The following is a 25,742-nucleotide window of genomic DNA, read 5'->3' as shown; positions in this document are numbered from 1 at the left end:
GTCCCCGTTCATTTCCGAGAAGTAACCCGATGTCAGTGCGACGTGAGCCCTCCGTCTATGTTGATTGACTGTCCGGTGACGCTCGGCGCGAGTGCCAGATAGACTGCGAGACCTCCGATCTCCTCGGGCGTCTGCGGCCGGCCCTGCGGCACGAACTCAAGCACATGCCGCTGCCATGACTGCTCCGCCGTTTCCCCTTGCTCTCTTAACTCGTCTGACAGCATGTCCCACATGTGCGTTTTCACGACACCGGGGCAGATCGCGTTCACGGTGATGCCGTCGCGAGCGACCTCCTTGGCGAGAGAATTGGTGAAACCGAGCACCGCATATTTGGAGGCGCTGTAAAGAGCCAGTTTCGGGTAGCCGTCTTTGCCGGAAACCGAGGAGATGTTGATGATGCGTCCGAAGCCATTGCGCCTCATCGCGGGGACCGCTGCCTTGCACGATAGGAACACGCCCTTGGTATTGATATCCATCACCCGGTCCCACTCGGCTTCCGCCACGTCCTCGACAGCGGCCACGCTGATGACCCCGGCGCAGTTGACGGCGATGTCAAGCTGGCCGAATTGCTTTTCGACATCCGCCACCAGAGCGACGAAGTCGTCCCATTTCCTGACATCGACGACACGCGACTCTGCCCGTCCGCCTGCTCCGCGGATTTCTGCGGCAACGGCCTCTGCGGCTTCCGCCTCGATGTCGGTTACGACGACAGCGGCGCCCTCGCTCGCAAGCGCCAGCGCAATGCCACGCCCGATGCCGCGGCTTGCGCCCGTCACATAAGCGGCGCGTCCTACCAGCCGACCGGTCATGCTGCTGCTCCCACATGCGCCGAGAGGATGGCGTTGACCTGCTTCACAGCCTCCAGCTGAGGCATGTGGCCAACGCCCGGCAGCCGATGCACGGCTACCGACGCGGGCAGTTGCCCGAGAGGATCAGGCGAGAGGATGGCGTCTTCCTGTCCCCAGACAACGGCGACCGGGATTGCCGGATGCTTGGCGATCCAGGCCACGAGGGCCGGGAGCAGCACCGAGCGTTGGCGCCCATCCGGGAAACAGGCCACAACGATCTTCGAGAGCGCTGCCTCGGCGCCATCGAGCCGTTTGTTGCGCGAGACCTGGTCGGCGAATTCCCGGCCCACTATCGAGGGGTCGGCAAACAGTCTGCCAAGGCAGTGCTGTAGGTCACGCGCCCTCTTGGCGGCAAGGAACTCTGCTGGAAAGGTCGGATCAATCGTCTCTGCCAGGCCGACAGGCGCGATCAGCGCGAGCGAAGCGACGCGGCCCGGATGCGCCAGCGCCAATTGCAGGGCGGTGCCTCCCCCGAGCGAATGGCCCACCAAATGCGCCCGCTCAAGCCCAAGCGCATCCATGGCATGCAAAACCGTTTCGGCAAGTTCCGCGAGATCGCCGGTCCGTATCTCCTTCGTCGACTCGCCGTGCCCCGGCAGGTCGATCGCATAGACCGCCCGGTCGACGGCCAGAGACGCCTGGATCATCTGCCAGGCGTCGAGATCGCCGCCGAAGCCGTGGATCAGCAGGGCGGCTGTGCCGCCATCGCCGACCTGCAGGTAGCGAAGTCTGCGTCCATCGGGCAGATCGAGCTGCCTGGGCGCTGGCGCCGGCGCAAAGGTCGCCTCGCCGGCCGCACTATCGGCGAAGCGGGCGATAAAGGCATCGACCTCGGCGTCGGGTACCGTCTCGTCGGCAAGAATGCCGATCAGGGCGCCGCAGGTCCGCGTTTCTCCCTCAGCGATGACGTGCCGGCGCAGCACTCCTGCCTCCTGCGCTTCGAGCATGTTGGTGACCTTCGTCGTCTCGATTTCGGCTAGCTCCATGCCTGGCTCGACGCGAGTGCCTTCGGGCACGAGCCATTCGACTAGCGTTCCCTCTTCCATGGTCAGGCCCCAGGTCGGCATCGATATGGCTGTGATCTGCATCGTCATCGCTTTCGGTCGGCTTTATTTGTTGAGCAGGCGCCGGACGGCGGCTTCGACCTGTCCGGCGTTTGGGATGTAGGCAGCCTCCAGCACCGGCGCGAAGGGGACCGGCGTATGGGGGGCGGTCACCCGCCGGATAGGCGCCTTCAGCGCGTGGAAGGCCTTGTCTGCGACGATGGCCGCGATCTCGCTGGCCACGCTACAGCGTGGATTGGCTTCGTCGACAACCACGAGGCGGCCGGTCTCAGCGACGCTCTCCAGGATGGTGTCCTCGTCGATCGGCGAGGTCGTGCGCGGATCGATTACCGTCGCATGGATACCGGATGCCGCTAGGCGGTCGGCTGCCTCCAGCGCGACATGCACCATCCGCGCCAGCGCCACGATCGTCACGTCGCCCCCCTCGCGTAGAACGGAGGCTTCGCCGAAGGGGATCCTATAGGCCTCGTCGGGTACCTGCCCCTCAATGTCGTAGAGCTTGGTGTGCTCTAGGAAGATGACCGGATCGTCGTCGCGGATGGCTTCGATGAGCAATCCCTTGGCGTCATAGGGCGTCGACGGGATGACGACCTTCAGGCCCGGAATATGGGTGAAGAAGGAATAGAGGCATTGCGAATGCTGCACCCCGGCGCTGAAGCCGGCGCCGAACATCGCCCGGATGACCAGTGGCGTCTTGGCCTTTCCGCCGAACATATAGCGAAACTTGGCGGCCTGGTTGTATATCTGGTCGAAGCAGACGCCGATGAAGTCGACGAACATCAGTTCGGCAACCGGCCGCAAGCCGGTGACGGCGGCGCCCGCCGCCATTCCCATGATGGCGCTTTCGGTGATCGGCGTGTCGATGACGCGCTCGCGGCCAAAGGCGCCGACCAGCCCGCGCGTCACCCCCATGACGCCGCCATAGGCATCGTCTACCCCGGTGCCGCCGGCGCCGCCTGCGACATCCTCCCCGATCACGACCACGCGCGGATCGCGCCGCATCTCGGCATGGAGGGCTTCGTTGATCGCTTGCCGGAAAGTCTTCTTTGACATGTTGTGCGTCCGATCAATAGCTGAGGTAGACGTCGGTCAGCAGGGCGGAGGGCGACGGATCCGCTGCCGCCCGTGCCTTCACCACGGCGGCTGCGACCTGCCGTTCGACCTCGGCGTCGATGGTGTCGAGTTCGGCCGTCTCTAGAAGGGCCGACGCGCCGACGCGGGCACGGAAGCGAAGCAGTGGGTCCCCATCGGTCCGCGCCACCTCCAACTCCTGCTTGGACCGATAGCTCTGCGGATCGCCGCAGTAGTGGCCGTGGTGGCGCACGCAGCGCGCCTCGATGAAACTTGGCCCTTCACCACCGCGCGCTCTTGCCAACGCTTCTGCCATCGCCTCATGGACGGCGAAGAAATCAAGGCCGTCGATGCCTTCTGCTGGCATGCCGAAGCCAGCGGCGCGAGCGGCGATGTCCCTGGAACCGACCGCATAGTCGACGCCGGTCCCCTCCCCATAACCATTATTTTCAACAACGAAGATCACCGGAAGCTTGAGGACGACGGCCATGTTCATGGCTTCGAACATCGTGCCCTGGTTAGAGCCTCCATCACCGGCGAAGGCGACGGCCACACGATCGGTCCCGAGCGTCTTGGCGGTCAGCGCGGCCCCTACCGCCAAGGGCGGGCTGCCGCCCACGATCGCATTGGCGCCGAGCATGCCGCGCTCAATGTCGGCGATGTGCATTGAGCCGCCTTTGCCACCGCAGAGGCCGCCCGCCTTGCCGAAGATCTCCATCATCATGCCATCGATATCGCAGCCCTTGGCGATGCAATGGCCGTGTCCGCGATGCGTCGAACCGATGTAGTCACGGTCATCGAGGTGCATGCACACGCCTACGGCACACGCTTCCTGCCCGCTGTAGAGGTGAACGAAGCCGGGGATTTCACCGTTGGAAAAAGCGCGGTTCACCGCATCCTCAAAAGCGCGGATGGTCCGCATCTGACGATAGGCGGTGCGCAATGTGTCACGGCTCATTTGCATGAGCCGGCCTCCCGCCATGCGCAGACTGAGTTTGGAACGCAGATGGGTGCGGCCATATCGGCCAACATTCCACCGTCGACCGCAAGCTCGCGTGCAATCAGCGCAACTTCATCGTTGGGCCGGCTCATTCGCCTCTCCCTACCCTTCATCGTGTTGACAGCAGGTTGGCGTCGACAGAGGGGCTTGTCAACAAAAAGTTGACACATGAGCCAATTTTTTGGCGCGGTGCCAATTTCTCGACTTCCGGCATAATCTGCCTTGACTGTCGCCCCGGGCACGTGCTGTCAGTGGCCTAGAGGATTGAATGAAAACACGAATTCGCGACATACGACGCAAGGACATGCAGCAGGTTGCATTCGACATCCTTGCCGAGGAAGGGTTTCATGGCGTGACCCTGGCCAAGGTAGCTGAGCGCCTCGGCATGTCGCGCGGCCTGGTCCACCACTATTTCAAGGGCAAGGACGAATTGTTGGAAGCCGCCGTGCGTTTCGGGAATCGGCTTATTTCGGAAGAGATCGCGGCGAGCCTGCGCCGGTGCAAGACACCGAAGGAGCGCCTAACCACAATCTGCAACGGCAACTTCGATGAGCGGATGTACATTGCCAGCCGGGCTCAATATTGGATTTCCTACTGCGCCCAAGCAACCTTCTCCGAGCGCTTCGCAAGATTGCTAAATATCCAGAACGCGCGGATGCGCAGCAATCTGCTGCACGAACTGCGCCAACTCCTACCCAACGTGAAAGCCGAGCGCGCAGCAGAAATGATCGCCATGTTGATGGATGGGATGTGGGTTCGCTTGGCCGTGACCAAGGTCGAGCCCTCGCGAGATGCGGCGCTGGTCATGTTGAATAGCCTAGTCGACAGTTTGTTGGATTCAGGTAGCCTGCCGGGCTAGTGGTCGAAGCTCGACGCTTGTCCCTATGCCGCAGCTCGGAACAGTAGATTAGGGATGCGTGACTGACCGGGCCTAAGGATACTGACGAAATGCGGCCACGTCCAAACGTCAAGATGTATGCGATCACTCGATTCGCCCCCGCTTCACGGCTGTCCGAAAACTGGAAAATCTCTTGACTGAGTCGCGTGCCGCCGATAGCAGAAGAATGCGTCTTCGATAGTGGGTCTCGGTATGTAGCGGTCTCCCGCTACCATTTCAGACCCACCATCATAGGTAACGGCCGCCTGATGACGGCCGCCTAACGTGGTGAGCTTTTTCGGTATACCGCGCGTTGGGGAGTGGGGCCTGCCAATAAGGGCGGCAAGCTTGCCCTTGGCCCCAATCGGTGCTCCAGCTCCAAGCGATCCAGAGGCCAGAGCGAAGCGGTGCAGCGCCGAACGCCGCTCCGGGTTCCGGTCGATCTCGACCAGATAGGCCGGGCCTTGGAGAGCATACAGCGCCAGCGGCGGCGGCGTCCAATCGTCAAGCTGGCAGTCGATCTCGGTCCCTGTCTTCCCGTTGTCGGTTAGCGGCATGCAGGACAGGTCGCGGAGGTTGCCGCCAACAATGCGAACCGTCATCGGAATCCTGTTGCCACGGCGATTTAAGGAGGGGCTGCTACGACATCGGTGCCGTTGTGACGGCGCTAACGATCACTTCTGCTGAGACTGTGCGATTTTCAGGATCTTTTCCACAGACAGTTCTGTATCCTTGACGGCTTCCTCTATAGGCGGTCCGACGCTGATCGTACCCCCGGTGGAAGGGTAAACGTTGGGGCGGCGTCATTGACCCTATTCACAAGCCAAAAAAGAAGCGTCATGACGCCGCTGTAGGCCGCGAAGAAAATCGGCAAGCCGACCAGGAACCCGTAGGTGCGCGCTATCCAATGTGCGGTCGACAAGCCGAAAGGAATGATGGAGAGCCCGGCAAAGATCAGGCAGTACAGAATGCGGGCCAGACACCTGCGAAATGGATAGCCCTGCGCAATTCTCAGCATCCCGTAATAGTGCAGCGATACAGTTGCGAATTGCTCAAACGTCTTATTTAAAGTTGAGCTATTTCAAAAATCAGCGGAAGTCCCCCAACGGGTCAGCTTGGCGAAGCTCGAACCGCTCCAGTTGCATCGGCTCATCTCTTCGACGCCGGGGAACGGAGAGCCGAGCGACTTGCCGGGCTCCCTCACGCCCGCGCGAGCACCATGCCAGTGGCGATATCGAGCAGGATGTATTCGCCTGTCTCAGGGTTGAAGTGCTGAACGCGTCTCATCGGGATCTTGCCAGAAGATGCACTTGTAGAACCTGCGATCTTAAATCGCCAGATTTATTTCGTCTTGCAATTTATAGTCACCCTATGCGCGAATAAAAGGAATTTCCCTTCTATAAATTCACGTTTTTCTTTTCTTGTAAAATTATGATCATCGTAAACAGTGCTGTCTATCATAGACTTATAAAGATTTATTATATCTTGCTCACTTTTTCCTGAACTTTCAAGGAAGAAACGTAAAATTTCATCGTTTTCAGCAAGCGAATCGGACGTCTTCCCTACACAAGCACAATAATCTTTGGTGAACTGTTTTACCTGCTCACAGTGGGCCATTTGTGTTTGCGAAGTGATTGCAGGCGGGGCGGCTATCGTTTAAGCGATGACCTGAGCTGAATATAGTATAGAGAACCCCGCAATCACAGTCGTTGCAATCCACTTCATTCCAATCATTTCTCCAGCCTCGATTGGCTACACGGTAGCGTATCTTCGGCTGCTTGCCCAAAAATGTTTGGATTCTGACATCACTTTCCATTGTCCAATAACGGCTGCCCGAGGCAGGCATCTATAGATCAACCGGCGCCAACCTGCTCTGCAGCCTTGCTCATCGATATTCTGCCAGCGGATCAGATCGCACGTTGCTTCGGCGAGCCGCTCGGAACTCTGCCGGGTCTACCGCTGCATCGCGGATCGTCATGACGCCGTATCGCGTCGCCGACATCAGATCGTCTCGCAGACTCACGACTTGCCCATCCTTCCGATGGTACCGTAGCAATTGCGAAACGCCGCGCGTTCGAAACGACACCGCCAAGGCTTTAGATGCAAGCAGGCTTGCTTGCGGCCGTGCGGCGTACAGGGCGGATTTTCAAACTGATCCACCACTAGGCTATCGCGTAGAGGGTTCGGATATGCCGACCTCATTCACCAGCTCACGCAATTCTGCCGACGGCGCGCGAAAGAAAGTTCGAAAAGCTTCCAGGAACCCCAGCCAAACCGGATGCTCGGCAGACAACTTCGCTCCACAAGCCTCGTTCGCTCTACGGCCCTTGCTACTTCTGAAATAACATCAAAGGGTTGTCCGAAGTCCGTACGAATTCCGCGTCGGCTCCACTGCAGTTCGATAGACCAAGCTTAGGAGGGCGGTTGCGTCGTTGATCATCAACCAATAGAGAGGGAATAAATCAGACAAAAGGACCACCAATGACCAACGAATCCGACACCCGCCCTGCCGAACTAGCTGAGTTAACAGCCGATATCGTCTCAGCATATGTCAGCAACAATCCATTGCCGGTGTCTGGTTTGCCGGACGTGATAGCATCGGTTCATGCTTCGCTGTCCGGACTTGGCACGCCGATTCCGCCTGTCGTTGAACCGCAAACTCCCGCGGTCAACCCGAAGAGGTCGGTGACGCCGGACTTCATTATCTGCCTCGAAGACGGCAAGAAGTTCAAATCCCTGAAGCGGCATCTCAGCACGGACTTTGGCCTGACACCGGACGCCTATCGCGCCAAATGGAACTTGCCACACGACTACCCTATGACAGCTCCGAATTACGCCGCTCAGCGCTCGCAACTGGCGAAGTCCATCGGGCTTGGCCGCAAGGCTGAACCCATCGCACCAGCCAAGAAGGCACCTGCGAAGCGGAAAGCCAAAGCGTAGTCCGCCACCACCTGACGCAGCGGAAAGACTCAGCTATATTTGGAGAACCGTGGACCTGAAAAGGACCGTCTGGCCGGCGCCATTCGGGGCAACCTCCAGCGAGGGCGCCGGTCTTTTTTCCTAACGGGACGGTAATACATGATTACTTTATTTGCCGCTCAGTCAATCTGCGGCAGTGCCGGTTGGTGGTGACTCTAATTGCTGGTCACTATCTGTGCTACCGCCTGCGAATACGCCCAGGCACCTATCGTCATCGCTGAAGCTATCAACGGGCCGCTCGACAACGGCCTCGGCCGCGACGCGAAGGTCTCCGTCCCGCCCGGACCGAGGTGGGCCGCGCGAACCTCGGCCGCCATAGTCCAGGCGGACGTGCAGGAACTCGCCCCTCTTCCTGCCTGCAACGATGTCAAGAATGCTCTCGGCAAACCACGGCTTGGCCAAGATCTGATGGTACTACCTGGCGATCTACGGCGCGGTAGATTCCATACAGTGACCGTGTCATCGCCGACGCGAAGGACTTCGCCGGTCAGCTCGATTTTCTGCCCGCTGTGAGGTGTGCTGTCCACGATCGAATGAGGCTGGATATAGGAGGGGATCAATACGCTGACCCGATCCTCAGTGACGCGCTTGCGTACGGTTGCCGTGATAGCCACCGTATCGCCGACCTTGATGCTGCCCTCTGCCATAGGACGAGTCTGGCGCTGGAGGTGTTTTCGTCAAGCGGTCGCTAATATGACAATCCCATATGGGCGGTGGAAAAGCCCGCCGGCGGACGAAACGTGAGTTGCGAAAAACGCGACATGGAACCAAAGTGGTTACACCCTGTAACCGGAAAGAGGTGGCTGCCGTTAACAGCCACCTCTCCGCGGGTGTCGCTCCGTACTGGAACGCGGGGTTTGCGGTTCAAGTCATCTGCCAGGTGACACCGCAGACCCCAGCCAGCCCATACAATCTACAAGCAATTGCTATCCCATGCCTGCAAAGGCTGGGTTTTCCCACAAGGTTTTTGTTCTTTTTTCGTTCTTTGCGACTGCAAGAAGCCCGAAACGGGCAGCGGCCCTTTTGTTGTGATGGTGGGGCCGAAAATTGCGTGAATCTACATCCGTGTCCAGGCGCGGTGCGAGCCGGCGACATCCTTGTACAATGTTCGTGCCATTACTAGGTACGGGCAAGCCTGGAGCAGCGGGAAGGATCCACCAAAAAGGGAGGTTTTAAATGCAAGTTCACGTGTTCAAGGGAAAGGGCAACGCCTATGGGTTCACGGGCGATCGGTCCGGTGCCAACCTTCCCTCTCAGGGCGGCCCCTGGGCATTCCAGAAAACCATCGATTTAAAGCCCGGTGAAAATCGCATTGGTCTCGACTCTGACAAAGCGCTTCGCGAAATCAACGCCAATGGTTTTTATGTTGGCGGCGCGGGAATCGTCATCGAGGAGCCCGGCAACCGAAAGCGATAGTACCTAACCGCTTCCAGCGGTGTCACATTCCTCGTCCAGCACCCGGCGCACCGGAATGTAGGCGTGGGATATCAACCAATCAGCCAAAATCGGCTCCACCAGATCGAGCTTCCCAGTTCCCCATCTCGTCGGCTAGGGCGCGCAGGATTTCGTCCGTGCGCGGTTCTAGGCTGAGCCCGCTAACGTTCCTCAACAGCAACGCTGCACGCCGCAGCATTACCTGTAAGTCCGCCCGCGACGCATCCGCGATTTGATCAGCGGCGCTTTCAAGTTCCTGGACGAATTCATCGCGAGACATCGCCGAACCCTATTAGCGCAGTTCCAGAGCGATGGCGCTAAGCGCTTTGATCATCATCACGGCCGCCGTCTCACGGTTGATGGCGATCCGGACATCCTCACCAAGTGTTTCCAGGGTGAGTACATCGACCTTGGTTTCGCCGTCCCGGGTGGACGTGCCTGACTAATATCGCTGATGGTGGCTTACGGAGCCTCGGGAGGCGGAACCGAGCCGCCGATGCCCTACCTTCCCCAACTCGAGCAACTGGTAACCGTCAACAATAGAAGCAAAGGCTTACCTTTCAAGGCACGCTACATCGCGCTTTCCTGCCGCGCAGGGTCGATCCTCCAAACGGATTAACAGTCCATCCGATTTCTAACCGGCGATATCCGCAGGTTCTACTCCCGCGCACCGCGGCTTCTATTCCTCGGTCACACATGCTCACTCACGGCTGTGTAACTGCATTATCCACGGCTAGGGAACGTGCTCGAGCCTTCTCATTCGACCCGATTCGGGAAATCTGGAAGAGTCTGATGGATTACAGGAAATTTTTGACAGCTGAGGAGGTGTCGGAACGCTATCGCGGCAGCATCTCTCTTGGAACGCTACGAAATTGGCGAGCCAAGAGGATTGGACCGGCGTACGTCAAGCTTGGCAAAGCGGTGTTGTACCCAATTGAGGAACTCGAGATGTGGGACCAAAAGAATACAGTGGCGTGCCGTGCGTCAACGCCGTTCAGCATGAACGACAGTGAGTGAGCGTGATTGGTGACGGGGACACATCCAATCCCCCAGAAGCCGTTCCCCGCGCTCTTAGCGATGCAGATTTTTTCGATGTTTTTCAATAGGATAGACGATACAGAGAGGAAGTTCCACAACCAACCCGCTCGATACCCGTCGGGAATGCTGGATCACGCCGCGTCACTTTGGAATCAAAATCGCTTTGAAAAGCCGTGACTTGAGCATCTCTGTCGCGGGGCAAACTCGGCGCACGACGGGTTGATAGCAAACAAAATTCGGAAGTGTCCTATGAGGTCGTTATTTGGGGAAAGAAATACGCCCTTCCCTGCCCCACAATGCAAAGCCGATTTCACGTCCCTGCCTGTGTAGCGCAAGCCAGGCCTACCTCACTCCCGTGCAATCAGATGGCTCGGGCGACTCAAAAAGCTTTATTCGATCTTGGAAAAGTCGTTTGTGATCCGCGCTGGAATATCTGATCGCGTCAGCCTCTGTCTTCGCAGCCGCTTTGAAGTCGCCGGAAAAAGCCTGGGCGCACGCGAATGTATCGAGAACATCGCCGTCCATCGGCAAGATGGCTGCCGCCCGACTGGCAGCCTCGACAGCCTGCCCCTTGAGCCGTTCACGACCCGGAAAGCTTTCAGTGGCTATGAGCCAAGCGAGGAGATTGCTGCCGACAGGATGATTGGGGCGACGTTTGGCGACCTGCTCTAGATCGGCAATCTCCTGCGGCATGTTACCTTGGTCTTTCCATTCAAAATAGCGCAGAAAATAGCCGTAACCCAATGCCTCATCGCGTGGCATCCCGTAGGCCTGGTAGGCCGGTTGGCTTGGTGGCGTCACGCATTGCGACCGGCCGTTCATGTCCCAATCGACGGAGGCCCCTGAATGCAGCGGCCACTCGACATAATTATGTTGGTCTCCGCCGGGCAGCGATATCTCGACCAACCGGGCGGGCACTGACAGGGTGTCGGCCACAGTGATCAGGATCATGGAGCCAGTGTCGCAGTCGAACAGGTGCCTGAAAGCGCTTCCAGGGTAATCCCGGCTATAGAGGGCGTCACCAAGGGTATTGGTTGGAATATGCAGTGCGAAGCCTCGCGCTTCCATTTCGTCGCTTGTCGCGCGGCTAATCGCGAGAACCTTGTCGCTTTCACTAAGTGCGGCTTTCGGCGCTGACATCTTGGCGACGACGCTGTCGACAATATCATCCAACAAGCGATAGCTTTCATCAGAGACGAAGCAAGCTTCCGACTCGAGGTCGAGCAATTCGAACCCAAAGCCATGGTTGTGAGGTCTATAGTCTCGGCGTTTGGCCGCTGGGCATGGACGCGGGGGCACGTCTACGAGTTGCGCAAACGGCTCGGCATAGAGCCCCTCGCAGGTTGAGAGAGCTTTGGGTTGCGGCTTGCCTACAAACGCCCGCGGCGCAAGATCGCCACGCCGGGTGAGGAGCGAAGGTGGTGGTTCGTCATGCGGAAACTTGGCTTCGGCATTTGCGCCTGCCGAGGAAAAGATCGCAAAAAAGGCGGTACCAATGAGCAATCTGAGCATTGCAAGTTCAATCACTGGATTACTTCTACTTCCGAACTCTCGGCCGGCAACAGGCTGCGCAGCAGTCATCCAAGCGTGCGGCTCTTCAGCACTCCCACGGCGCCACTTATGGCGCCACCATGGATCGCAGACCGTTCGCCACGGCCTGCTGTAGTTCCCCTGACAAATGTACGGCCGAGGACGCCGCGCTAGGCACAACGGTCGCCTTACTGGTCTTGGTTGCCGGCACCGCCTCGGTCGGCCCTAAGGTAAGCAGCAGTTCGTGCGTGCGTGTCCTGTTGGCAGACACCAGCGCGGGGCTGGTGGCTGAGGTCAACCGTACAAGCTTCCAACTAGGCGTCACCGTGCCGGTGGTGACGACGATAAATTTCACATCGTAAGACAAGACATCGAGTTTGCTTGCCTGGCTCTTGGGGAAATTTGATGAGGGGATGCCGTTCATCTGAACGAGAGCACCCTGCAACCAGGCATTGATCCCAAGGTTGTCTGAAAGCAAGGGAGAAGCGCCATGCCGATCGATTGGCTTGAACGTGCCATCCGGCATGGTCCTCCCACACGACGTGTCAGATTGGTCGAGTTCTGGCTTCAGGCTTTTAACACTGAAGAACGAGTAGTACCTATCCACGCGCGTTGCTTGTGACGAGGCCACTAGACCCGTCGACAGGGTAAAGCTTCCGCCCGGTATGTCGCGAAGAAAACTTACCCCCGGATTCACCGCGCCCGTCTCGTCGACCTGCATGACCAGGGTGAGCTGCGCGCCCCAATTGTCCGGAAGGGCCTCGGTGGGTTTGCGATCGAGCCCCGTGGCGGTCTGGCCTTTTTGGGCGTTTACGGCCTGGCGCAGCTCGCAGAAGATGCTCTGTTTGATGCGAAAGACCAAGTTGTCGTGAATGTCATCCTTTTCCCAGACCTCGGCGAGCTGCGGCACGTGCGTCCCGCACCCAGACAGCGCAAATGAACTCAGAATTACCGACGTCAGACCCGCCCGAAACCCAGTCCCCATATCCGTAGAGCCTTCATTGAGGTGGAAGCGTCATCTTTTCGATGTCTTTAACGTTGCCTTCGGTCAGCCCCTTGATGATCACATCGAAAGGCTGGCCCGGGATGGGCACCTGCAACGTCTTTCTGCAGGTCTGAACGCAATTGGGTGGCCTGCCAGCGACAGCGCAAACATTGAGCGCCGGGCAGTCCGCGCATAATTTTTGGATATCGCACATCTGGTCTGCGCCGGCAGCCGTCTGCGCCAGTGCAGGCCATGCAAAGCATAGAGATGCAACAAAACCTGCGGATATCAGCTTCGAGAAACGTTGATGCATGAAGTGCAACCCCGATTTTCCAGCCTTCAGTAGAAAACACTATTTGATGAGCTGCAAGTTCTCCACAGAGTTATGTACAGAAATATCTTTGGAGAGAGCTTTGCTATCGCTGCGAATTTGGGTTCCGCAGCTTTCCTGTTGAGAACAGTCAAGCCTCGCCCGAGCCTAAGGCAGCTCGCTTAGCCAGTCCTCCTGCTCCAACCAATACTCTGCCCGCCAGTTAGATCAGTTGTTCAGAGACCGCTTGAACAGGTAAGCGCTCGGAGTCCGTTGTTGATCGGTACGTCGCAGTACCGAGCAAATGCGATTGTGACCAAGCGTGAGAGATCACAATGGTCATTTGATACATGCCCCAATTGACGACGCCACCTCTCCCGCACTTAATCACAAGTGACTGATAAATATTATGAATACGGCCTCGGTAGCTTGATCCACAATGATCCCGCTCCATACCCGTCGGGCATGTTGGATCACAATGTTCGACGCCCCGATCGAAATTCGCTCCAAAGTCAACGGCTTACGAGTTTCCTTGCCGCTGACTCTACCGCCGTACGACGGGTGGCAGAGAGCAGACGGGCGGTAGAAAGCAAATGTACCCCAGTTGTCCCGCGACGCCGTTGTTGGAGGCAAGACATGTTCCCTTCCCTGCCCCACAATGCAGCGTCGATTTCGCGCCTCTGCACTATTTGACGAACCTGCTGAACGGAGGAGATATCGGCAATCGCCGCTCGCTAAGAGATATTGCTCTCAGTAACGGCCCTACTGGCTGCGATCGGGATGAGTGAAATAGGCCGCGAGCAGCTCTTCGTTTGCAAGTCGTGGCTGACGCTTATAGCATCGATCGTGCATAAAACGCTGGCGTTGTGCCGGTAAGTTGCTTGAAGCGTTTTGTGAAATGCGCCTGGTCGGCAAAACCCACATCCAGCGCCACTTGCGCGACGGGCTGCCCGAGCCTCAACAAGCGCCGCGACCGCGCAATCCGGACTTGCGTAAGATAGGCGTATGGGGTCAGCCCAAGGTGTTTCTGGAAGAGCCTGATGAGGTGAAACGGACCGACGCCGGAGGCTCTTGAGGCGTCTTCGAGGCTGATGTGGTCACCAGCATGGGCTTGCAGGAACGCAATCGCACGGTTGACTGCCTTTGAGCAGGCCGCCACTTCGAACGGAATGGCGCGGCTGGTTCCATAGCGGTGGAACAGCTGGGAAATGCCGGAGATCATGGCCTCCTCGGCGGCGGCGTCGTCGCCGGCCATGGCAAGCCGATGGGCAGCACCCAGCCAGCCCCAGATGTCGCGGTCGTCGACGACTGGTTGTCTGACTTCGAGGTATCCGCCTGTGGGATGAGCCAGCATCATAGCAATGGCGATTTGCGGCACGTAGAGGGCCGCGTAGATCAGTTCGCTGCCATGCTCGCGCTCTCCGGTATGCATTTCACCGGCATTGACGACGGAGATGCTGCCAGGTGCTGCATATTCTCGTGACCTTCCGCGCCGGAACGATTTCACGCCGGCATGGATGATGCCGATCATCAACTCGTCATGCGTGTGCGGCGCAAAACTGTGCCGCACGAACCTTGCCGACATCAGATCGATGCCGCCGAACATCTGCGAGCTGCGGAACGTCGCTTTGTCGAGCGGGCTTTCGAATTGCTGGGAAGGCATAGGGGCCGGGTCAGACAAAGGATCAGTATCAGGCAGAAGGTCAAGATCAGACAAGAAGCGTAGATCGGATCGTGCTTCCCGTAAACCGATGGCACACCCGAGCTGAATCGGGCGGCACCGCCAACTGAACCGAGGAGCACGAAATGACCAGAACGACAGTCACAGCACCGGACCTGACGCCGCCTGTCGGACCATTTGCGCATGCTGTTTGGGCTGGCGACCTGCTTTATACGTCGGGCCAGGCCGGGCAGGATCCGGAAACCGGAGCGATCGTCGTAGGCGGCCTCGAGGCACAAACGCACCAAGCCTTCGAGAACATCAGGCGCGTCCTTGCCGCAGCAGGCCTCGGCTTCGACCACGTGATCAAGGCCCATGTTTTCCTTGCCGACATGGACGATTTTGCGGCCATGAACGCCATCTACGGGATGATGTTCACGTCGCCGTTTCCGGCGCGCACGACAGTACAGGTGGCCAAATTGCCGCTTGGTGCCCGAGTAGAGATCGACGTGATCGCGCGGCGATCTTGAGTTTTGTGGCGGATCATGAAGCTGGTGCGCTTTGGCGAGTGCGGACAAGAACGACCCGGCGTCGTCGACCCACAAGGTCATATCAGAGATGTTTCAGGCCAGGTGTCGGATTGGGCCGGCGAAGCTCTCGATCCAGACTGGCTCGCTGCGTTTTCGGAGAGAGGTAACTGCTTTTCCTATCGCGTCGGCAAGTGCCCGACTTGGGCCGCCTGTCCCGATGCCGGGAAAAATGATTTGCGTCGGTCTCAACTATGCCGATCACGCAGCCGAGACGGGTTTCGAATTGCCGAGCGAACCCCTCGTGTTCTTCAAGGCGCCCACAGCGCTGAGTGGACCAACCGATCCGATCAGGATTCCAAAGACCGCGAGCGCGGTCGATTGGGAGGTCGAACTTGCCTGTGTGATTGGTCGGCCGACGGCCAACGTCACGGAAGAAGAGGCGATGGGCGCGGTTGCGGGGTTCGCGGTCGCCAACGACATCACCGAGCGAAATTGGCAGTTCAAGCGAGGTGGCCAATGGAGCAAGGCGAAAAGCGCCGACACCTTCGCGCCGCTCGGCCCATGGCTGGTTACGCGCGGCGAGGCCGAGGATCTGGGAGGGCGACGAATCTGGCTGCGGAAGAATGAAGCGATGCGACAGGACTCGTTGCTGGCCCGAATGATCTTCACTGTCCCCCAGATCATCGCGCACCTCAGCGAATTCATGCGTCTCATGCCGGGCGACGTGATCCTCACCGGCACGCCTCACGGTGTGGCCTACAACAAGCCGGATCCGGACTATCTTCGGCCGGGAGATCAGCTTCACTGCGGGATCGAGGGTTTGGGCGAACAACGCATTATGGTCGTCCGATGATCCTCTGCCTTCGTCGCGATTGCCTCAAACAGAAACAGACGCAATCCATGTGGAGCGGGAAGTGACAGGCATTTCAGGGACCCGCGGACGCTTTCCGCGAAACGACATTATTTCGCTGCTGGACGTCAACCGGCGCTTCAACCTTGCCGAGAGTACGGCGCAGGATCTGACATTCGGTGAACTCATCGACCTGGCCGGCGGTGCGGCCACACTGCGCGACCTCAAGATGGGCTATGGTTCTTCCACGGGCCTGCCGCGCCTTCGCTCCGCGATCGCGGCACTCACAGGGGTCGAGCCCGATGAAGTCGTCACCACGCAGGGCACGGCGCTGGGCCTGTTCCTGCTTGCCTTCGAACTCTGCCGTGCGGGCGACGAGGCGATCATCGCCACACCTTGTTTTCCGCCTGCCCGCGCCTCGCTCGCCGCCTCGGGTGTCACTGTGCGCGAATGCCGCCTGACCTTCGATCAAGGCTACCGGCTCACGGCGGACCTGCTTGCGCCGCTTCTCAATGAACGGACAAAGCTGGTCAGCATCGCGAGCCCGCAGAACCCGAGCGGTATCAGAACCTCGGTGGCGGAGGTCGAGGCCATCCTGGAGTTGATGCGCGCCAGGGCTCCCGAAGCAATTCTGTTCGTCGACGAAACCTATCGCGATGCGACATATGGCAATGAAACGCCGCCTCCAAGCGTTGCGGCGCTGGATGAGGCGATCATTACCGGGGGGTCAGTATCAAAAGCGCATGGCGCGCCGGGACTTCGCGTTGGGTGGCTGACTGTTCGGGACGCCGGGCTTCGCGACCGGCTGACCACCGCCAAGATGAACATCGTGATTTCCGGCTCTCCGCTCGACGAGACCTTGGCCTGCGTCGTCCTCGACAACAGGGACATGATCCTGAGCGAGCGTCGGGGCCTGCTGGCGGCGGGGTTGTCGAAAGTTGCGGCCTGGGTCGACCGCCAGAATGGTCGCGTCGACTGGGTCAAACCGGATGGCGGAGCCCTGTGCTGCCTTCGATTGAGCCCCGACGCGTTCGATGCGGCCGCGGTCAATCGCTTCTGGTCGGCTCTGCCCGAAGCGGACCTTCAGATCGGTGACGGTGCCTGGTTTGGAGAGTCCTCCGCCATCCTGCGTCTCGGCTTTGGCTATCTGCCGATCAACGTTCTTGCCGCCGCGCTGGATGCACTTTCGAAGGCGATAGAGGTCGCCTCGACCACGAGGACCTAAGAAATGACGAAGGATGCACAATCGTGCGGTGCGGCAACGCCGAAAAACAGCACGCGTCCGGTATCTGCGGACATAGTTCCTGCGACGAGTTTCCACACCCACCCCGACCTTATCGGTTTCTCAGCCAATGACCTGACGCAGGACGCGCCCCACTTCTATACGCGGTGGAGCAATCCGACCGTCGCGGCCCTTGAACAAAAACTGGCCGAACTCGAAGGTGGCGAAGCGGGGCTTTGCTTCGCAAGCGGCATGGCGGCCATATCCGCTTTGTTTCTGACGCAACTCCGGAGCGGCGATCACCTCATCCTGTCCGACGTTTGCTATGCAGGGGTGGCGGAGCTTGCGCACGACATCCTGCCCAAGTTCGGCATTGCCGTTTCCGCCGTCGATAGCGCCAATCCAGCTAACGTCGCCGCAGCCGTTCGGGCCGAGACGCGCCTCATCCATGTCGAGACGCCGGCCAACCCGACCTTGAAGCTGACCGACATCGCGGCGATCGCTCGAATTGCCAGGGGTTGCGGCGCCAAACTGTCGGTCGATCTCGACAATTGCCACGCCGATCGCGACACGCCCGCTGTCGCTTGGCGCCGACTTTGTGGTGCATTCGCTGAGCAAATACCTGTGCGGTCATGGCGACGCGATCGGCGGCGCGATCATGGGCGACGGGGCCGCGATGGCGGCGATGAGAAAGGAGGCGCTTATCCACCATGGCGGCTGCCTGTCGCCTTTCGCGGCATGGCTGATAATGAGGGGCATCGAAACGCTCGAAGCACGCATGATGATTCATGAGCGCAACGCTAGTATCGTGGCACGCTTTCTTGAAAGCCATCCGAGTGTCGAGAAAACCTACTGGCCCGGGCTCGCCTCCCATCCCCAGCACGAGCTTGCCACTCGACAGATGGCCAACTTTTCAGGCATGGTTACATTCTCGGTTGGCGATGGCGTGGAACTCGCCCGCCGTTTTGCCGAATCTGTGACGACCTTCAGCTATGCCGTGTCCCTCGGCAAGACGAAGAGCCTCATCTTCTACATCCCTTCGGACGATATCATTGGTACATCCTATCATCTTAAGCCAGATGCCGCCGCTCGGTACAGGGAATGGATAGGACATGGCGCCTTTCGCATGTCCGTTGGATTGGAAGATCCTGATCGCCTCGTTGATGAGCTCGGCACGATTCTCGCCAAAGCGTAGGCTTGGCGGACGGAGGCCACGCTACCTGCCGACGCCGCGAATCGTGCGTCGGCTTGAGCGCTACAGCATCAAAGGCTGGACGTGAATTACATTTCAGATGAACGATAGACCTAGATGCGAGCGAACTGCAAATCGCCAAGGGAAGGATCTCGTTCGGTCAAAATACAACCTCGGCCAAATCTGTCCGTCATGCCTGAGCGATGGCCTCGTTTTGCGTTAACTGCCGCCGGGGCACGCGCAAATCCGCGCAACCGAGCCGCGCCCATGCCCTCACCTTTCGATCGTGCAGAGAGTTTGATCATTTCGGGGCAGCTAAGCTGCATTCAACACCTTTTCTGGTGAGAATGCTTCGTAACCCAATGCCTCGGCGACAGGTCTGTTTGTAACGCGGCCCTTGTGGACGTTGAGGCCATTGCGCAGATGCTCGTCTTCGGCAATGGCGCGCAAGCCCCGATCGGCCAAGGCAAGGCCGTGGACGAGCGTGGCGTTGTTTAGTGCACGAGCGGAAGTGACCGGCACGGCACCCGGCATATTGGCAACGCAATAATGCACGATACCGTCAACGACATAGGTCGGTTCCGAGTGGGTCGTGGCATGCGAGGTTTCGAAACATCCACCCTGGTCGATGGCGACATCGACGACAACGGCCCCCTTCTTCATGCTCGACAGCATTTTGCGAACAATGAGCTTCGGAGCCGCCGCGCCGGGAACCAGAACCGCCCCGACGACGAGATCCGCCGAGAAAATTTCTTCCTCCAACGCCTGGATGTTGGAGTAGCGCGTGTAACGCGCCCATTGAAAATCTCATCGAGCTGACGCAGGCGTGGCAAGGACCTGTCCAGGATGGTTACGCCGGCGCCAAGACCGATGGCCATCTTGGCCGCGTGCAGGCCCACGACGCCACCACCGATAATGGCAACCTTCGCCGGGAGGACGCCCGGCACCCCGCCTAGCAAGACGCCCAGCCCGCCATTGGCCTTCTGCAGTGCCGTTGCGCCAGCTTGTATCGACAAACGCCCGGCGACTTCAGACATGGGAGCAAGCAACGGGAGCCCGCCACGCCCATCGGTCACCGTCTCATAGGCGATAGCCGTTACGCCCGAGGCAAGAAGACCCTTGGTCTGTTCCGGGTCTGGCGCCAGATGAAGATAGGTGTAGAGGAGTTGGCCATCGTGGAGTTGCACCCACTCCGAAGGCTGAGGCTCTTTGACTTTGACGATCATGTCGCATTTCTCAAAGATGTCCTTTGCCGTGGCAGCGATCTCCGCGCCAGCGGCGATATAAGCAGCATCATCGGCGCCAATCCCAGCGCCCGCCTTCGTCTCGACCCAGACCCCGTGGCCATGAGCGACATACTCACGGACCGAAGCGGGCGTCAGGCCGACCCGATATTCATGGTCTTTGATTTCCTTCGGGCAACCGACACGGATCCCCGTTGCTACACCGTTGCGCCTCACTTGGTCGCCCCTTCCTTTGCAAGTTCGTTCATGACTTGCCTCGTCGCCTGGTAGGCTAGATCAACAATCTCATCGATTTCGGATTCGGTTACGACCAGCGGCGGGGCAAACCCGAGGATGTCGCCCTGCGGCATTGCCCGGGCGATGAGGCCCCGTTCGCGGGCAGCCTTGGAAATGCGCGGGCCGACTTTGAGCAAAGGGTCGAACCGCTCCTTCGTCTGACGATCGGCGACAAACTCAATGGCGCCAAGCAAACCCACGCCTCTGACTTCGCCAACAATTTCAAGTTGGGCGAAGCGCTCCTTCAGGCGTTTTTGGAAATGTGCGCCGACTGTTCTCGCACGGTCGGTCAGCCTCTCTTTCTCGAAAATGTCGAGAACCGCGTTGGCCGCGGCGACTGAAATTGGATGACCGGTATAGGTGTAACCGTGTGAAAATGCGCCGACGCGCTCGGCGGCCTCTTCCATCACAGCGAAGACCTTCTCGCCGACGATCGCTCCCGAAAGCGGTGCGTAGCCGGACGTCAGACCTTTGGCGACGGTGACAAGATCCGGTTCGATCTCATACAGCGTGCTTCCGAAGTCCGCGCCGGTCCGGCCGAATCCGCAGACGACCTCGTCTGCGATCAGGAGGATGTCGTATTTCTGAAGGATCCGCTGGACTTCGCGCCAATAGCCGGCGGGAGGCGGGATTATGCCTCCCGTGCCGAGCACAGGCTCGGCAATGAAGCCCCCGACGGTTTCGGGGCCCTCCTTCACAATCAGTTGCTCAAGCTCAGCGGCGCGCCTGCGAGAGAACGCGTCCTCCGTCTCGCCTGGCACACCGCCCCTGTAGTAATGCGGAACGCCCGTATGCAAGATGGTCGGCAAAGGAAGGTCCATGTGGTCGTGATAGACCGACAGGCCGGTCATCGAGCCGGCAACGACCGAACAGCCGTGGAAGCCGCGGAGACGCGAAATGATCTTCTTCTTCTTCGGCTGGCCACGCAGATTGTTGTAGTACCAAACAAGCTTCGCCTGGGTCTCGTTGGCGTCAGATCCGGAAAGCCCGTAGAAAACCTTGCTGGGCTTGCCCGGTGCCATTTGCACAAGCCGGGCGGAAAGCGTTGCTAGCCCTTCGGTCGTGTGCGCTGCGAAGGTATGATAATAGGCCAGCTTGTGGGCCTGCTCGGCAATGGCTTCCGCAACTTCGGTTCGGCCATATCCAACGTTCATGCAGTACAGGCCTGCAAAGCCGTCGATGTAGGTTTTCCCCTGGGCATCTTCGATGCGGATGCCTTTACCCCCAACGACAATAGTGGGGTCGCCGAGCTTGCCGGTGGCAAAATCCCTGAGCTGGGTGGCGGGATGTATAACACTCGCACGATCAAGCTCGGCGATTGTTCTAATGTCGGTCATAGGATCCTCCAGAGCCGCCGCATCGCGAAGCGGCCGCATTTCGCTGCACCTCTCCTGCATAGTCGCGAGCGAAAGAGCCCGTGTCCGCCGCCGCGGTGGCGCCGCCGTCTCAATGCCGTAGTCGCGCCATGCTGGAACCCCCTGCGGGGCTCTTTTCTCTCATAGCGGAAATGATTATACTTTGGAAGAGATTTTTCTTTATAGTAGATTGTCTCTTCTAAAGAGGATACACGAAGCTTCTCCAATTGAGCCTGCGCGCGGCCGGTGTGACACGAGGTGCGAGCGTGGCTAGGGTGCAATGAACTGGTAATGAAGGCTGGGAAGTGATTCGATATGGCCAGAGCGGCAGTGCAAAAAGTTGGTCGGCAGGATCCTGTTGGACGGGCATTTGGGGATCGGGTGCGCGCGTTGCGAGAGCAGGCCGATTTGACGCTGGATCAACTCTCCAAATTGTCGGGTGTAAGCCGAGCGATGCTCTCCCAGGTCGAACGTGGCGAAAAAGAGTCCGACAATCGGCGTCGCGAAGCGCATTTCCCATGCTTTGGGTGCCTCGTTTTCAGCCTTGGTGGGCGATGAAGGATCGACGCGAAGGACGTTTGCAATTGTGCGCAAGGACCAAAGACAAGTGTTCAGAGATGCGGAGACGGGATTCGAACGCTATCTCCTTTCGCCCCTGATGCCGGGCATGCCTGTGGAAGTGGTGCTTCATCACCTTCCCCCAAAGACATCGACCGGCAAATTGCCCGCCTACCCTGCGGGGTGCACCAAGCATGTGCTGGCTTCTCGAGGACGTGTCGTGGTGGGAATCGACAACGTTGAGACCATTCTGGAGGAAGGGGATTCCCTGTACTTCGAAGCCGACGCGGAGCACTGGTTCGCGAACCCGACCCCCAAGCCCTCTGAGTACTATCTAATCATCGCCGCGGCCCAGGCCTTTGTTCGCCGCAATGATGCAGGATCATAATGCGGAGTGGCCAATTTCGTCGCGTTGGGATTTGACCAGAGCTCTGGCTGCCGTCCAGTTAATTTTGACTTGCTCGCTATTGGCTAGTTCACGGAGTGTTGCCCTTCAGCCGTTCGTTGCGCCGGCGCAAGCCTTCCATAGTCGCAAGCAGAATGGTCGAAACAGCAGTCAGGATCACGGCCGCGGCCGTGATTGTCGGGCTAATGTTCTCGCGTATGCCGCTGAACATCTCGAGAGGCAAAGTCCGCTGCTCCGGTCCCGCCATGAACAGGACAATGACGACCTCATCGAAACTGGTCGCAAATGCGAATAGAGCTCCGGACGCCAGCCCTGGCAGGATGAGCGGCAGGATCACACGGCGAAAAGCATACAGGGGTGAAGCGCCGAGCGAAGCCGCCGCGCGGGCCAGGTTCATGTCGAAGCTCTGCAGTGTCGCACCGACGGTAATCACCACGAAGGGCGTCGCAAGCGCTGTGTGAGCCAGGATCAGTCCCAGGTAGTTGCCGGTGAGCCCCAGCGGCGCGAAAAACAAATACAGGCCGACAGCGGTGATCACAACCGGGACGACGACCGGCGAGAGCACCACTGCCAGGACAAGCGGCTTGAACTTGCTCTTCCATTGGGCAAGGCCAAGCGCGGCCAACGTGCCGAGCACCATCGACAAGGCTGTCGCGGCGATACCAATGATCATGCTATTCTTGAGTGACGACATCCAGCGCGCAGAGCTGAGAAAATCATCATACCAGCGAAGGGAGAATCCCGGCATCGGATAGGTTAGATAGGAGCCGGAACTGAACGACAGCGGCATGATCGCCAGGATTGGCGCCACCAGGAAGAAGAACACCAGCGCGGAGACGACGATGGTAGTTCCCCAGGCAATGCGCTGGCTGGGTGTGCGAAGCGAAGAGGTGCCACTCAATTCTTCATCCCCCCTGTGATCTGCTGGCCGTTGACCAGCTTGCCATAGATGAGGCTCAGCAGCAGAGTTGCAAACAGCAGCACCGCGCCCAAAGCGGAAGCCAGGCCCCAATTGGCGGTTTCAGTTGTATATTGGGCGATGAAGTAGCTTATCATTTGGTCGCCGCCGCCGCCGACCAGTGCTGGCGTGATGTAGTAGCCGAGCGCCAGTATGAAGACGAGCAAGGTACCGGCACCGACGCCAGGCAGGGTTTGCGGCAAGTAAATTCGCCGGAACGCAATCATTGGTGACGCGCCAAGCGAAGCTGCCGCTCGCATGTATGCCGGAGATATCGCCTTCATGTTGCTGTAGAGCGGCAGGATCATGAAGGGCAGCAGAATGTGGGTCATTGCCACATAGACGCCGAAGCGGTTGTAGACCAGACGCACCGGCTCGTTGATAATGCCCAGCCACTGCAGGGTGTCATTCACCACCCCCTGGCTCTGCAACAGCACGATCCAGGCACAGGTGCGCGCCAAGAGCGAGGTCCAAAATGGCAGCAGCACACAGATCATGAGCAGATTTGAACGGTTGGGCGGCAGCGCCGCCAGCAAATAGGCGACCGGGAAGCCAAGGATCAAGCAAAGTACTGTCACGATTGAACTGATCATGAAGGTGCGGGCGAAAACATCCCGATAGATCGCCTGATCCGACGCGACCGCGACGATGCCGCCGTCCACATTCCGGGTGAGGTCGATGGCCTCCAGCAGGTAAAAATTGGTGACCGGCCCGCTCGCGCTTTTTATAGCCACCCAGGTTTCGCGGTCATGCCAGGCTGGATTGATGTTGCTCAAGGCTTCCTTGGCCGTGCCGGCCGGCGGACCTGCCTGCAGTTTGCGCGCCGTGCTGGAAAGGATCGTTCGGAATCCGGTCATTTTGTAGTTCAGCCGCTTGGATGCGATGGCGATGGTGCCGGCGTCGCGAGCTTCCATTATATCCGTCGCGAGCGCGGCATACGCCTGTTCGCCGGGCAAGTCCTTTCCATTCCAGTTCGCCAATGCTGCCACGGTGCGTGGCAGGATCTTCGGCACCTCCCAGTCATGGACCGAGCGCCACAGCATGCCGGATATGGGACCCAGAAAGGTGAAAAGCAGGAAAGCGAGCAGCGGCAGGATCATTGCCAAGGCCTTGAGCTGTCGCGCCCGCTCCGCGCGCTTCAATTGACGCTTCAGAGAGATGTCGGCCTTCGCATCGGTCCCGGTGAGGAGCGCAGTTGTCATGGGTTGAGCCTTCTGACGGAGAATTCCACACCGGACCAAAGACTGGCGCCATCTCTTGGAGCCAGTCCTGCGCCGATACGGTGCTCTGCTGCTGCGCCTACTTTGCGACCCACTTGTTGAAGCGTTCAGTCAGGCGATCGATGTTTTCGAGCCAGAACGGAACGTTGATCTCCAGCGTGTTCTTGGAGTTGTCCGGAGCCGTTGGCAGATCCTTCAGGACGGCCGGCTGCAGAAGGGATGTGGCGTCCTTGTTTGCTGTGCCGTAAGCGATGGCCTGCGAGAACTTGGCCTGGTTTTCGGCTTTGCCGGCGAAGTCGAGGAACTTGTAGGCCGCATCCAGGTTTGGGCTGCCCTTCAGAATGACCCAGCTGTCAACCGTATAGAGCGCCTGGTTCCACACGATGCCGAAATTCTTCTTGTCATTTTTGTTCGCGGCATCGATGCGGCCATTGTAGACCATGGTCATCGTCACCTCGCCGGACGCAAGCAGCTGCGGCGGCTGAGCGCCGGCCTTCCACCAGACAATGTCATCCTTGATGGTGTCGAGCTTCTTGAAGGCTCTTTCGACACCTGCGTCGGTGGCCAGTAGCTTGTAGACGTCGCCCGGGGCCACGCCGTCCCCGAGCAGCGCAATCTCCAGCGTGCTTTTCGGTCCCTGGCGCAAGGCGCGCTTGCCTGGATATTTCTTGGTATCGAAGAAGTCGGCCCAGCTCTTGGGGGCATCCTTCAGCTTGTCCCGATCGTAGGCGAGAACGAAATCGTAAAGGGCGGCGCCAATGCCGCAGGTTGAGACTGCCTGCGGCAGGTAGGCGCTCTCGCCTCCGATTTTCGAAAAGTCGAGCTTCTCGAAAAGGCCCTCCTCGCAACCAACAGCTTGTTCCTCGCTTTCGACCTGGATGACACCCCAGGTGGACGCCCCGCCTTCTACCTTGGCGCGCAAGACGCCAATGCCACCATCCCATGACTCGTCGTTCATCGGAATGCCGCTCACCTGCTTGAACGGCTCGAAATAGGTCTTCTTTTGTGCGTCTTGCAAAGCACCGCCCCACGATACGACCGTCAGATCGCGTGCCTGAGCGGCGGTTGCCAGCGCAAGCCCGGCGGTGAACGTGGCGACGACTCCCAGTGCTGTCATAAGCTTCAACATTGTTCA

At 59.1% G+C, this 25,742-nt stretch carries 24 protein-coding genes and 2 pseudogenes; 12 read left to right on the top strand and 14 right to left on the bottom strand.

Annotated elements, in window-relative coordinates; translation table 11 throughout:
* Positions 1–32: 32 nt before the first annotated feature.
* The 4 genes from ACVDG8_RS34220 to ACVDG8_RS34205 are packed head-to-tail and all read right to left on the bottom strand — an operon-like array spanning position 33 to position 3,947.
* Positions 33–809 carry an SDR family NAD(P)-dependent oxidoreductase gene (locus tag ACVDG8_RS34220; RefSeq protein ID WP_447252416.1) on the bottom strand — a complete coding sequence of 259 codons (777 nt, stop codon included), beginning with the start codon at positions 807–809 and terminating at the stop codon, positions 33–35.
* Positions 806–1,936, bottom strand: a complete 1,131-nt coding sequence (locus tag ACVDG8_RS34215) for an acetoin dehydrogenase dihydrolipoyllysine-residue acetyltransferase subunit (protein ID WP_447252415.1) — start codon at positions 1,934–1,936, stop codon at positions 806–808. The genes ACVDG8_RS34220 and ACVDG8_RS34215 overlap by 4 nt, the downstream gene beginning before the upstream one ends.
* Before the next feature lie 21 nt (positions 1,937–1,957).
* Positions 1,958–2,965, bottom strand: a complete 1,008-nt coding sequence (locus ACVDG8_RS34210) for an alpha-ketoacid dehydrogenase subunit beta (RefSeq protein ID WP_447252414.1) — start codon at positions 2,963–2,965, stop codon at positions 1,958–1,960.
* A gap of 13 nt (positions 2,966–2,978) precedes the next feature.
* Positions 2,979–3,947: a thiamine pyrophosphate-dependent dehydrogenase E1 component subunit alpha gene (locus ACVDG8_RS34205; RefSeq protein ID WP_447252413.1), complete on the bottom strand. Its 969-nt coding sequence runs from the start codon at positions 3,945–3,947 to the stop codon at positions 2,979–2,981.
* Between the two features lie 304 nt (positions 3,948–4,251).
* On the opposite strand from ACVDG8_RS34205, the gene betI reads away from it, so the two are divergent.
* Positions 4,252–4,842, top strand: a complete 591-nt coding sequence (gene betI, locus ACVDG8_RS34200; RefSeq protein WP_447252412.1) for a transcriptional regulator BetI — start codon at positions 4,252–4,254, stop codon at positions 4,840–4,842.
* Between the two features lie 143 nt (positions 4,843–4,985).
* Here the strand turns inward: betI and ACVDG8_RS34195 are convergent, their stop codons facing one another.
* Positions 4,986–5,462 (bottom strand): hypothetical protein, encoded by a 477-nt coding sequence (locus tag ACVDG8_RS34195; RefSeq protein WP_447252411.1) that lies wholly within the window; start codon positions 5,460–5,462, stop codon positions 4,986–4,988.
* A gap of 1,879 nt (positions 5,463–7,341) precedes the next feature.
* Between ACVDG8_RS34195 and ACVDG8_RS34190 the strand changes: the two genes are divergently transcribed.
* From ACVDG8_RS34190 to ACVDG8_RS34175, 4 genes are all read left to right on the top strand, one after another.
* On the top strand, positions 7,342–7,800 hold the full coding sequence (locus tag ACVDG8_RS34190; protein WP_447252410.1) for a MucR family transcriptional regulator: 459 nt from the start codon (positions 7,342–7,344) through the stop codon (positions 7,798–7,800).
* Between the two features lie 1,215 nt (positions 7,801–9,015).
* Complete coding sequence (locus tag ACVDG8_RS34185) at positions 9,016–9,255, top strand: hypothetical protein (RefSeq protein WP_447252409.1); 240 nt, start codon at positions 9,016–9,018, stop codon at positions 9,253–9,255.
* A 250-nt stretch (positions 9,256–9,505) separates the two neighbouring features.
* Positions 9,506–9,715, top strand: a complete 210-nt coding sequence (locus ACVDG8_RS34180) for a hypothetical protein (protein ID WP_447252408.1) — start codon at positions 9,506–9,508, stop codon at positions 9,713–9,715.
* A 350-nt stretch (positions 9,716–10,065) separates the two neighbouring features.
* Positions 10,066–10,290 carry a helix-turn-helix domain-containing protein gene (locus ACVDG8_RS34175; RefSeq protein ID WP_447252407.1) on the top strand — a complete coding sequence of 75 codons (225 nt, stop codon included), beginning with the start codon at positions 10,066–10,068 and terminating at the stop codon, positions 10,288–10,290.
* Positions 10,291–10,653: 363 nt separating this feature from the next.
* Here the strand turns inward: ACVDG8_RS34175 and ACVDG8_RS34170 are convergent, their stop codons facing one another.
* The 4 genes from ACVDG8_RS34170 to ACVDG8_RS34155 form a co-directional block, all read right to left on the bottom strand.
* The gene (locus tag ACVDG8_RS34170; protein WP_447252406.1) at positions 10,654–11,838 is read right to left on the bottom strand and encodes a hypothetical protein; all 1,185 of its coding nucleotides are present in this window, start codon (positions 11,836–11,838) and stop codon (positions 10,654–10,656) included.
* Positions 11,839–11,929: 91 nt separating this feature from the next.
* Entirely contained in the window at positions 11,930–12,751 is an 822-nt protein-coding gene (locus tag ACVDG8_RS34165) for a hypothetical protein (protein WP_447252405.1), read from the bottom strand.
* An 88-nt stretch (positions 12,752–12,839) separates the two neighbouring features.
* Positions 12,840–13,139, bottom strand: a complete 300-nt coding sequence (locus ACVDG8_RS34160) for a hypothetical protein (protein ID WP_447252404.1) — start codon at positions 13,137–13,139, stop codon at positions 12,840–12,842.
* Positions 13,140–13,968: 829 nt separating this feature from the next.
* Positions 13,969–14,742: an AraC family transcriptional regulator gene (locus ACVDG8_RS34155; RefSeq protein WP_447252403.1), complete on the bottom strand. Its 774-nt coding sequence runs from the start codon at positions 14,740–14,742 to the stop codon at positions 13,969–13,971.
* A 200-nt stretch (positions 14,743–14,942) separates the two neighbouring features.
* On the opposite strand from ACVDG8_RS34155, the gene ACVDG8_RS34150 reads away from it, so the two are divergent.
* The 5 genes and pseudogenes from ACVDG8_RS34150 (at position 14,943) to ACVDG8_RS34130 (ending at position 18,593) form a co-directional block, all read left to right on the top strand.
* Complete coding sequence (locus ACVDG8_RS34150) at positions 14,943–15,326, top strand: Rid family detoxifying hydrolase (protein WP_447252402.1); 384 nt, start codon at positions 14,943–14,945, stop codon at positions 15,324–15,326.
* Positions 15,327–15,543: 217 nt separating this feature from the next.
* Positions 15,544–16,179 carry a fumarylacetoacetate hydrolase family protein gene (locus ACVDG8_RS34145; protein WP_455707416.1) on the top strand — a complete coding sequence of 212 codons (636 nt, stop codon included), beginning with the start codon at positions 15,544–15,546 and terminating at the stop codon, positions 16,177–16,179.
* A gap of 61 nt (positions 16,180–16,240) precedes the next feature.
* Entirely contained in the window at positions 16,241–17,401 is a 1,161-nt protein-coding gene (locus ACVDG8_RS34140) for a pyridoxal phosphate-dependent aminotransferase (RefSeq protein ID WP_447252400.1), read from the top strand.
* Positions 17,402–17,404: 3 nt separating this feature from the next.
* Positions 17,405–17,881: pseudogene (locus ACVDG8_RS34135) on the top strand (PLP-dependent transferase); the annotation flags it as partial.
* A gap of 115 nt (positions 17,882–17,996) precedes the next feature.
* Positions 17,997–18,593: a PLP-dependent transferase gene (locus ACVDG8_RS34130; protein ID WP_455707415.1), complete on the top strand. Its 597-nt coding sequence runs from the start codon at positions 17,997–17,999 to the stop codon at positions 18,591–18,593.
* 312 nt (positions 18,594–18,905) lie between these two features.
* Here ACVDG8_RS34130 and ald read toward each other — a convergent pair.
* Positions 18,906–20,023 (bottom strand): annotated as a pseudogene (ald, locus tag ACVDG8_RS34125) (alanine dehydrogenase).
* Positions 20,024–20,046: 23 nt separating this feature from the next.
* Complete coding sequence (locus ACVDG8_RS34120) at positions 20,047–21,447, bottom strand: aminotransferase (protein ID WP_447252398.1); 1,401 nt, start codon at positions 21,445–21,447, stop codon at positions 20,047–20,049.
* Positions 21,448–21,780: 333 nt separating this feature from the next.
* Between ACVDG8_RS34120 and ACVDG8_RS34115 the strand changes: the two genes are divergently transcribed.
* Together ACVDG8_RS34115 and ACVDG8_RS34110 are read left to right on the top strand one after the other, a co-directional pair.
* Positions 21,781–22,023, top strand: a complete 243-nt coding sequence (locus tag ACVDG8_RS34115) for a helix-turn-helix domain-containing protein (RefSeq protein ID WP_455707414.1) — start codon at positions 21,781–21,783, stop codon at positions 22,021–22,023.
* Positions 21,938–22,411: a cupin domain-containing protein gene (locus ACVDG8_RS34110; RefSeq protein WP_455707413.1), complete on the top strand. Its 474-nt coding sequence runs from the start codon at positions 21,938–21,940 to the stop codon at positions 22,409–22,411. The genes ACVDG8_RS34115 and ACVDG8_RS34110 overlap by 86 nt, the downstream gene beginning before the upstream one ends.
* Before the next feature lie 88 nt (positions 22,412–22,499).
* On the opposite strand, the gene ACVDG8_RS34105 is transcribed toward ACVDG8_RS34110, so the two are convergent.
* From ACVDG8_RS34105 to ACVDG8_RS34095, 3 genes are all read right to left on the bottom strand, one after another.
* Positions 22,500–23,330: an ABC transporter permease gene (locus ACVDG8_RS34105; protein WP_447252396.1), complete on the bottom strand. Its 831-nt coding sequence runs from the start codon at positions 23,328–23,330 to the stop codon at positions 22,500–22,502.
* Entirely contained in the window at positions 23,327–24,589 is a 1,263-nt protein-coding gene (locus tag ACVDG8_RS34100; protein WP_447252395.1) for an ABC transporter permease, read from the bottom strand. Before ACVDG8_RS34100 ends, ACVDG8_RS34105 begins: the two co-directional genes overlap by 4 nt.
* Before the next feature lie 97 nt (positions 24,590–24,686).
* The gene (locus ACVDG8_RS34095; RefSeq protein WP_447252394.1) at positions 24,687–25,736 is read right to left on the bottom strand and encodes an ABC transporter substrate-binding protein; all 1,050 of its coding nucleotides are present in this window, start codon (positions 25,734–25,736) and stop codon (positions 24,687–24,689) included.
* Between the last annotated feature and the right edge of the window lie 6 nt (positions 25,737–25,742).

The organism is Mesorhizobium sp. ORM8.1 (genome assembly GCF_053005525.2).
The sequence above is the reverse complement of the archived record's forward strand: the minus strand, read 5'-3'. Positions and strand labels throughout refer to the sequence as shown.

What these genes read in the sequence shown, in the direction of transcription:
- ACVDG8_RS34155 (WP_447252403.1), bottom strand. Translation starts at nt 14,742, where the DNA reads ATGTTCGGCGGCATCGATCTGATGTCGGCAAGGTTCGTGCGGCACAGT.
- ACVDG8_RS34185 (WP_447252409.1), top strand. Translation starts at nt 9,016, where the DNA reads ATGCAAGTTCACGTGTTCAAGGGAAAGGGCAACGCCTATGGGTTCACG.
- ACVDG8_RS34095 (WP_447252394.1), bottom strand. Translation starts at nt 25,736, where the DNA reads ATGTTGAAGCTTATGACAGCACTGGGAGTCGTCGCCACGTTCACCGCC.
- ACVDG8_RS34195 (WP_447252411.1), bottom strand. Translation starts at nt 5,462, where the DNA reads ATGACGGTTCGCATTGTTGGCGGCAACCTCCGCGACCTGTCCTGCATG.
- ACVDG8_RS34175 (WP_447252407.1), top strand. Translation starts at nt 10,066, where the DNA reads ATGGATTACAGGAAATTTTTGACAGCTGAGGAGGTGTCGGAACGCTAT.
- ACVDG8_RS34220 (WP_447252416.1), bottom strand. Translation starts at nt 809, where the DNA reads ATGACCGGTCGGCTGGTAGGACGCGCCGCTTATGTGACGGGCGCAAGC.
- ACVDG8_RS34190 (WP_447252410.1), top strand. Translation starts at nt 7,342, where the DNA reads ATGACCAACGAATCCGACACCCGCCCTGCCGAACTAGCTGAGTTAACA.
- ACVDG8_RS34150 (WP_447252402.1), top strand. Translation starts at nt 14,943, where the DNA reads ATGACCAGAACGACAGTCACAGCACCGGACCTGACGCCGCCTGTCGGA.
- ACVDG8_RS34160 (WP_447252404.1), bottom strand. Translation starts at nt 13,139, where the DNA reads ATGCATCAACGTTTCTCGAAGCTGATATCCGCAGGTTTTGTTGCATCT.
- ACVDG8_RS34205 (WP_447252413.1), bottom strand. Translation starts at nt 3,947, where the DNA reads ATGCAAATGAGCCGTGACACATTGCGCACCGCCTATCGTCAGATGCGG.
- ACVDG8_RS34100 (WP_447252395.1), bottom strand. Translation starts at nt 24,589, where the DNA reads ATGACAACTGCGCTCCTCACCGGGACCGATGCGAAGGCCGACATCTCT.
- ACVDG8_RS34215 (WP_447252415.1), bottom strand. Translation starts at nt 1,936, where the DNA reads ATGCAGATCACAGCCATATCGATGCCGACCTGGGGCCTGACCATGGAA.
- ACVDG8_RS34145 (WP_455707416.1), top strand. Translation starts at nt 15,544, where the DNA reads ATGCCGGGAAAAATGATTTGCGTCGGTCTCAACTATGCCGATCACGCA.
- betI (WP_447252412.1), top strand. Translation starts at nt 4,252, where the DNA reads ATGAAAACACGAATTCGCGACATACGACGCAAGGACATGCAGCAGGTT.
- ACVDG8_RS34120 (WP_447252398.1), bottom strand. Translation starts at nt 21,447, where the DNA reads ATGACCGACATTAGAACAATCGCCGAGCTTGATCGTGCGAGTGTTATA.
- ACVDG8_RS34115 (WP_455707414.1), top strand. Translation starts at nt 21,781, where the DNA reads ATGGCCAGAGCGGCAGTGCAAAAAGTTGGTCGGCAGGATCCTGTTGGA.
- ACVDG8_RS34210 (WP_447252414.1), bottom strand. Translation starts at nt 2,965, where the DNA reads ATGTCAAAGAAGACTTTCCGGCAAGCGATCAACGAAGCCCTCCATGCC.